The 7,225-nt window shown below is 62.5% G+C and carries 7 protein-coding genes; 1 reads left to right on the top strand and 6 read right to left on the bottom strand.

Annotated features, from left to right (window positions below; all coding sequences use genetic code 11):
* Positions 1-96: 96 nt before the first annotated feature.
* The 6 genes from ACOVQ0_RS06560 to ACOVQ0_RS06585 form a co-directional block, all read right to left on the bottom strand.
* Positions 97-486: a reverse transcriptase-like protein gene (locus ACOVQ0_RS06560; RefSeq protein WP_421881777.1), complete on the bottom strand. Its 390-nt coding sequence runs from the start codon at positions 484-486 to the stop codon at positions 97-99.
* A gap of 12 nt (positions 487-498) precedes the next feature.
* A complete protein-coding gene (locus tag ACOVQ0_RS06565; RefSeq protein WP_421881780.1) occupies positions 499-1,572 on the bottom strand; it encodes a phosphotransferase family protein in 1,074 nt (357 codons plus the stop codon).
* Positions 1,569-2,657: a Zn-dependent alcohol dehydrogenase gene (locus tag ACOVQ0_RS06570; RefSeq protein WP_421881783.1), complete on the bottom strand. Its 1,089-nt coding sequence runs from the start codon at positions 2,655-2,657 to the stop codon at positions 1,569-1,571. The genes ACOVQ0_RS06565 and ACOVQ0_RS06570 overlap by 4 nt, the downstream gene beginning before the upstream one ends.
* Before the next feature lie 124 nt (positions 2,658-2,781).
* Positions 2,782-4,074, bottom strand: a complete 1,293-nt coding sequence (locus ACOVQ0_RS06575; protein WP_421881786.1) for an acyl-CoA dehydrogenase family protein — start codon at positions 4,072-4,074, stop codon at positions 2,782-2,784.
* A 107-nt stretch (positions 4,075-4,181) separates the two neighbouring features.
* On the bottom strand, positions 4,182-5,609 hold the full coding sequence (locus ACOVQ0_RS06580; protein WP_421881789.1) for an MFS transporter: 1,428 nt from the start codon (positions 5,607-5,609) through the stop codon (positions 4,182-4,184).
* Positions 5,606-6,454 (bottom strand): SDR family NAD(P)-dependent oxidoreductase, encoded by an 849-nt coding sequence (locus tag ACOVQ0_RS06585; RefSeq protein WP_421881792.1) that lies wholly within the window; start codon positions 6,452-6,454, stop codon positions 5,606-5,608. The genes ACOVQ0_RS06580 and ACOVQ0_RS06585 overlap by 4 nt, the downstream gene beginning before the upstream one ends.
* Positions 6,455-6,648: 194 nt before the next feature.
* Here ACOVQ0_RS06585 and ACOVQ0_RS06590 point away from each other — a divergent pair.
* Positions 6,649-7,225 (top strand): acyl-CoA dehydrogenase family protein (locus ACOVQ0_RS06590; protein ID WP_421881796.1); only part of this gene is annotated, 577 nt, incomplete at its 3' end.

Consider the following 7,225-nt stretch of genomic DNA (forward strand, 5'->3'; position numbering starts at 1 on the left):
CGCTCACCCTGAGCCTGTCGAAGGGGTGCCTGCAGCAGGCGCCGCGTCAGCGTCCTTCGACAGGCTCAGGACGAGTGGGGCTTGAGGTCTGCCAAGCTAGCGAGGATGCCGCGCGTTAAGGGCAATCCCGGCAAGGTTCTGCTCACGCTTGATCCAGCGCACGCGCATCATTGCACTGCCTTCTGAAAGCGACTGGAACCGCGCCAAATGCGCCCTATCCGCCGCTGAGCGCGCCTTTATGTGCCCGTTGGCCTGTCCGATCACCGCCCGGCTGTCTCCAATCAGGTCGAACGCTGCTGTGCCGCTAGCCTGCGCGCATTCAAGTGCGTGGATCAGCGCAAGCCATTCTGCATCGCCGTTGGTGCCGTGGCCCAGATCGTTGCGCACATGCGCCACGCCGCGCAGCACGGCTGCCACTTCGATCCGCCCCGGATTGGGGCGGCATCCACCATCGAAATAGACCTTCAGCCTGCGTGTCTCGTTCATGCCGGGCGCGTATCAGGCCCCGGCCTTCACCGCAAAGTGCATTGCCAGTTCGGCCAGCGGGCGCACCCGTTCCGACATGGCCTTGGCGTGTGCGCTGGAAGCGGTGCCATCGATCACGCGCCTCTTGATGCCCTGAATGATCCCGGCCAGACGGAAGAAGTTGTAGGCGATGTACCAGTCCAGATCGGGAAGCCCATCGCGCCCGGTCTTTTCGCAATAGCGCGTCACTACTTCGCTAAGTTCGGGAATGCCCAGCGCCTTGCGATCAATATCCTGCACGCCCGAACGCCCGCCATTGTCCTGCACCCATGCCGTGCAGAAATAGGTGAAGTCCGCCAGCGGATCACCCAGCGTCGAAAGCTCCCAGTCCAGCACGGCCACGACGTTGGGCTCGGTTGGGTGGAAGATCATGTTGTCGATGCGGTAATCGCCATGCACCACGCTGGTGCGCGTGTGTTCGGGCAGAGTGGCAGGCAGCCATTCGATCAGCCGTTCCATTTCCGGCATCGTTTCGGTTTCCGAAAGCCGATACTGTTTGGTCCAGCGATCCACCTGCCGCCCGAAATAGTTCCCCGGCTTGCCGAAATCGGACAACCCCGCTGCCTCCACGTCAACCGAATGCAGCGCGGCCAGGGTATCGACCATCGCGTCATAAGTCGCGCGCCGAAAAGTGGGCGTGGCCCCCGGCATTGCCCCGTCCCAGATCGTGCGCCCATCGACGCAGCCCATCACATAGAACCACGATCCGATCACGCCATCGTCGGTGCAAAGGCCATATTGCCGCGCCACGGGAAAGCCGGTGCCGAAGAGCCCCGCCTGCACCTTGTATTCCCGGTCCACCGCGTGCGCCGATGGCAGCAGCTTGCCGAAGGGCTTGCGCCGCAGGACATAAGGGCCGGATGGGCTGTCGATCCTGTACGTCGGGTTCGATTGCCCACCTTTGAACTTTGACACCGCCAACGGTCCCTTAAAGCCTTCGACGTTCGCTTCGAACCAGCGGGTGAGGGCCGCCTCATCCAGCTTGTCGGCCCCTTCGGGCGTAACCGTGCCGGAAAAGGCGGTTTGCGCGTCCATAGCTTCGCTCATTGGTCGAACACGATCACAGAGCGGGCAGAATGGCCCTGCTTCATCTTCTCGAACCCTTCGTTGATGCCGGACAGCGGAATGCGCTCTGCAATGATGGTGTCGAGATCAAGCAGCCCGCGCATGTAGAAATCGACGAGGCGGGGCAGGTCCACAGGGAAGTGGTTGCGGCCCATGATCGCGCCTTGCAGCTTCTTGTCGGACAGCAGGTCCATAGCCGAAAGGCCGACCTTGTGGGTGAGGGGCATCATGCCCAAAATCGTGGCGGTGCCGCCTCGACGCAACGAAGCGACGGCAAGGTCACCCGACGCGGGTCGGCCTACGGCTTCGATGGCATGATGCACACCGCCTTTGGTCATTTCCAGAATTTGCGCCGCCGCATCAGGCCCGGCGTCGATGGCGTCGGTTGCACCGAGTTTCATGGCCAGCGCCCGCTTTTCGGGCATGGGATCGATCGCGATGATCCGGCCTGCACCGGCGATCTTGGCCGCATTGACCGTCGCCAGACCGACGCCGCCGCAGCCGACAACCGCGACCGTTTCGCCCGGCGTAACCTTGCAGGCATTGAACACCGTGCCGGCGCCCGTCGTGACCGCGCAGCCGATCACAGCCGCACGATCCAGCGGCATTTCGGGATTGATCGCCACGCAAGCGTGCTCATGGACCAGCATCTGTTCGGCAAAGGCCGAAAGGTTCAGCATCTGGTTGACGACCGCACCATCATCCGTGCGTGTCAGGCGTGGAGCCTCGCCCGGCCCGCGCCGTGTATCGCCGCCAAGGCACAGCGACATGCGCCCCGTCACGCAGAATTCGCAGTGTCCGCAGAACGCGGAAAGGCAGGTGACGACGGCATCGCCCACTTTCACCGTGCGCACTTCGGAACCAATCGCTTCGACAATGCCTGCCGCTTCGTGCCCCGGCACGGCGGGCAGGGGATGCGGATATGCGCCGTCGATGAAATGGAGGTCCGAATGGCACAGCCCGCAGGCGGCGGTGCGAATCAGCACTTCATGCGGGCCGGGCTTGGCCACGGAAAGGTTCTGGATTTCCAGCGGTTTGCCGGGTTCGATGAGGACGGCAGCTTTCATGGGGCTAGTTCCCTCTACATTCCTGCTCCCCCGCGAAGGCGGGGGCCTCAGGCCTTTTACTCACACGTTCCGTAACACCACCGAGGCCCCCGCCTTCGCGGGGGCGCAACAGTGTTGGAGCAACTTACCGCGCAACCCCCAGATCGCCGGAGCTGAATCCGCGCTCACCACCCGGCAAGTCCAAATGACGCGCAAATTCGATGCGGGCGATGGCACGGGCGTGAACTTCGTCCGGTCCGTCGGCAAGCCGCAGCGTGCGCTGGTGGGCATAGGCTTCGGCAAGGCCGTAATCATCGGAAACGCCGCCGCCGCCATGCGCCTGAATGGCGTCGTCGATAAGCCGCAGCGCCATGCGCGGTGCCTGCACCTTGATCATGGCAATTTCGAGCGCGGCGGCCTTGTTGCCCACCTTGTCCATCATGTCCGCCGCTTTCAGGCAGAGCAGGCGCGTCATGTCGATATCGATACGAGCCTGCGCGATGCGCCATTCCCAGACCGACTGTTCCGACACCCGTTTGCCAAAGGCGACGCGGCTTTGCAGGCGCTTGGCCATCTTGGCGATGGCTTCCTCGGCCACGCCGATGGTGCGCATACAATGGTGGATGCGGCCCGGCCCAAGGCGGCCCTGCGCAATTTCGAACCCGCGTCCCTCGCCCAGCAGAATGTTCGACGCGGGCACGCGCACGTTGTTCATCACCACTTCCATGTGGCCATGCGGCGCATCGTCATAGCCGAACACCGGCAGATGGCGGATCACTTCCACACCGGGGGAATCAAGTGGCATCAGCACCATCGACTGCTGCTGGTGACGCTTGGCTTCGAAATCGGTCTTGCCCATCACGATGGCGATCTTGCAGCGCGGATCGCCAAGGCCGGACGACCACCACTTGCGCCCGTTGATCACATATTCATCGCCTTCACGCCGGATCGACGTTTCGATGTTGGTAGCGTCGGACGAGGCAACCTGCGGTTCGGTCATCAGGAAGGCAGAGCGGATTTCACCGTTCATCAGTGGGCGCAGCCACTGCTCCTTCTGTTCCAGCGAGCCGTAGCGGTGGAACACTTCCATGTTGCCGGTATCGGGCGCAGAGCAGTTGAACACTTCGCTCGACCAGCCGATGCGGCCCATTTCTTCGGCACAGAGCGCATATTCCAGATTGGTCAGGCCCGGCCCTTCGAACTCGAAGCTTTCCTCGACATGGTGGTGCCCGTCGTTGCGCGGCGGCATGAACAGGTTCCAGATGCCGGCAGCCTTGGCACGCGCCTTTTCTTCCTCGACGACCTGCAGAACCTTCCAGCGATCACCCGTGGCCTGCTCCGCCTTGTAGTCCTTGTAACGCGGACGAACGTTATCCTCGATGAACTGGCGCACGCGGTCCCGCCAGTACTTCTGGCGATCGGTCGGTTCGAAATCCATGAGCCTCTCCTTGGTTGCCCGGCAGTGTTCAACGGGCAGGCGGTGAATTCAAGAGGGAATTAATTGCCTGATTAAGTCGCGTCCTTGATCTGGATCACGCCAAAGGGTCATGGGTGCAGTCCGGTGGCATCGGGATCGACCTTTGCCACCTGATCCAGCCTTGCGAGTCGCGCTTCGTGCGTGGCGCGATCGATCGGGAAGCGGCGGACGATAAAGGCCGTCAGGAATGCCAGGATGGCGATGCTTGCCACATAGGCGAGGCTCAGCCGGTAGGTCACTTCGGGCAAGACCTGATCGGGTGGCGTGTTGGCTTCCAATCCGGCGAAGCTCAGCAGCAGGCCGGTGATGAACACGCCCAAGCCGCCCGCGCACTTGCTGGCCAGAAACGCCCCTGCCGAAAGCGTGCCTTCGGACCTGCGCCCGGTTTGCTCTTCGGACGCCTCCACCACATCGGCCACCATCGACCACAGCGTCATCGTGCCGCTGACGGTGAAAGTGTTGGAGAGGAATGTGCAGGCAAACATGCCCGCGATGGATGCGGTGGAGCCATCGGCGGGCCACACCCCTTGCCAGCGCAGCAGCAGGGGGCCAGCCCAGAACACCATGCCCAGCGGCGCCATGCGTACCACGGTGCCCACTTTGCCCCAGCGCTTCTGCGCACGACCCACCAATACCGACGCGCCCACTACGCTGCCAAACAGCAGGAACGGGAAGACCTGCAACGCGGTCGCGGTGAATTTCCAGACGTAGAGATAGAGGTAGTTCGACAACGCAAAAGTGATTCCCTGCGCGGTCAGCGCCGCCGCAATCCCGCCCATCACGATCAGGCAAGCTGGGTGGGAAAAGCTTTCGCGAATTTCGCCAAGCGAAGCGAACGTGCTTTTGCCATCGGCCACGCGCTCTGGCGGCCAGCCTTTGACCCAGCGATGTTGGCCGATGGCCGATACCAGCACGCACAGCGCCATGAGCGCTGCACCGAACAAACCGAAGTTGCGATAACCTTCGCGCGCCAGCATCGCATCGGGCAGGAACACGCCATAGGCCAGCAGCAGCATCAATAATCCGCCACCCCATGAGAAAAGGAAGCGGAACCGTGTCAACCGCGTGCGTTCGTCATAATCGCGCGTGATTTCGGGGATCAGCGCAGCCGATGGCACTTCGCACATCGCAACCAGTGCGCGCACGAGAATGGCCGACACCAGCAGCATCGCAAAGCTCGGCTCGCCAATGGGGGACCACAGGAACGCCCAGGCCAGCGCCAGCGGGATTGGCGCAAGGTAGAGGAACGGCAGTCTGCGTCCCCAAGCCGTTCGCGTGCGGTCGCTGAAATGGCCGACAACGGGATCGATCAGCCCGTCGAATACCAGCGCGACAAGCAGCGCGAAGCTGACCAGCCGGGCATCCATGCCCAGCACCTGATTGTAGAACAGCAACAGGAACGTGGCGAAGCCGTTGTCCTTCACGCCATAGGCGACGCTGCCCAACCCGTTGTAAAGGGCAAGCCGGGTGGGGACTTTGCCCGTTACCGGGATCATGCGCTTTTCGCAGCCTCTGCCATCTGTTGCAGCGCGTCGAACAGGCCCGGCATGGCCGGATCCCAACTGTGCCGTGGTCCTATGGTGATGCCGCCATCGACCAACAGCGACGTGCCGTTGACAAAGCCCGCAGCCTCGCTCGCCAGAAAGAGCACGGCCTGCGCGATATCGTCAGCCTGTCCGCCACGCGCCACCGGCTGCGCGCTGGCAGACATGGCTGCGATGGCACCTTTGGCCTGCACTTCAAGATCGGCAGGCATATCCAGCGATCGGGTGAAGATGTTGGTGTTGATGAAGCCCGGTTGCACCGCATTCACGCGGATCTGATGCTTCGCAAGGTCGGCTGCGGCCACTTTGGTCAGATGCAGCACGCCCGCCTTTGCCACGGCATAGGTCGTGGGCGAATAGCCCGGCCCGACGGCAGCCACGCTCGATGTGTTCACGAACGAGGCACCCTTGCGTCCGATCATGTGCGGCACGGCATAGCGGATGCCGAATGCGACCGAGCGCAGCAGCAGGTCCATCGTGCGATCCCAGCCTTCCGGCTCGATCTCGTCGATGGGCGCACGATCACCGCCTGCGCCAGCGTTATTGAATACGCAGTCGATGCCGCCCGTTTCGGCAGCCGCGCGGTCCATCAGTGCCTTGATATCCTCGCATCGGGTCACGTCACAGCGTGCTGCCAACACTTGGCCATTGGACGTTCCAACCGTTTCTGCCAGCCCCGATTCATCGATGTCGGCTGCGTAAACCGTGGCGCCTTCGCCTGCGAAGGCAATGGCCGTTGCCCGCCCGATTCCTGAAGCCGCGCCGGTCACGACGACCGTCTTTCCGTTGAATCGCATCCCTCTCTCCCGCACGTTTCGTGTCGTTTTACGTTTACGTCAGCTTAGGCGGGAAAGACCTCCCGTCAATGCTTTGGCGCTTTACGCTACGGCATGGCGGATTTGCCCCGGAACCCGTTCAGAGTGGCGAAAATCCGCGCTTGCCAGAGGTGTGCGACTCGCCTTAACCTTTCGATTAAGAGAGGAGCACAACCATGTCAGACCTTGATGCCTTCCGTGCGGAAATCCGCGCGTGGCTCGAAGAGAACTGCCCTGCCGAAATGCGCGAACCCGTCCGGGATGAGGGCGACGTCTGCTGGGGCGGGCGCAACTTCCAGTTCAAGAGCGAAGCGCAGAAGACCTGGATGGAGCGATGCGCGGCCAAGGGCTATACCGTGCCCGATTGGCCCAAACCCTATGGCGGCGCAGGCATGTCTCCCGCCGAAGCGAAGGTCTGGCGTGAGGAATGCGCCCGCATCGGTGCGCGCCCGCCGCTGTCCAGCTTCGGTATCTGGATGCTTGGCCCCGCGCTGCTCAAGTTCGGCACGGAAGAGCAGAAGGTTCACTACCTCAACCAGATCGCACGCGGCGAAATCCGCTGGTGCCAAGGGTATTCCGAACCCGGTTCCGGTTCCGACCTCGTGTCTCTCCAGACCTTTGGCGAAGACAAGGGCGATCACTGGAACGTCAACGGCCAGAAGATCTGGACGTCTTACGCCGACAAGGCCGACTGGATTTTCTGCCTCGTCCGCACCGACAAGACGAACAAGTATCAGGGCATCAGCTTCCTGC

This window comes from Novosphingobium sp. (genome assembly GCF_049240505.1).
In the GTDB taxonomy this organism is placed as follows: Bacteria; Pseudomonadota; Alphaproteobacteria; order Sphingomonadales; family Sphingomonadaceae; genus Novosphingobium.

Bases quoted from the DNA above. Each gene is read 5' to 3' on its own strand.
- ACOVQ0_RS06560 (WP_421881777.1), bottom strand. From the start codon at position 486: ATGAACGAGACACGCAGGCTGAAGGTCTATTTCGATGGTGGATGCCGC.
- ACOVQ0_RS06585 (WP_421881792.1), bottom strand. From the start codon at position 6,454: ATGCGATTCAACGGAAAGACGGTCGTCGTGACCGGCGCGGCTTCAGGA.
- ACOVQ0_RS06575 (WP_421881786.1), bottom strand. From the start codon at position 4,074: ATGGATTTCGAACCGACCGATCGCCAGAAGTACTGGCGGGACCGCGTG.
- ACOVQ0_RS06565 (WP_421881780.1), bottom strand. From the start codon at position 1,572: ATGAGCGAAGCTATGGACGCGCAAACCGCCTTTTCCGGCACGGTTACG.
- ACOVQ0_RS06580 (WP_421881789.1), bottom strand. From the start codon at position 5,609: ATGATCCCGGTAACGGGCAAAGTCCCCACCCGGCTTGCCCTTTACAAC.
- ACOVQ0_RS06570 (WP_421881783.1), bottom strand. From the start codon at position 2,657: ATGAAAGCTGCCGTCCTCATCGAACCCGGCAAACCGCTGGAAATCCAG.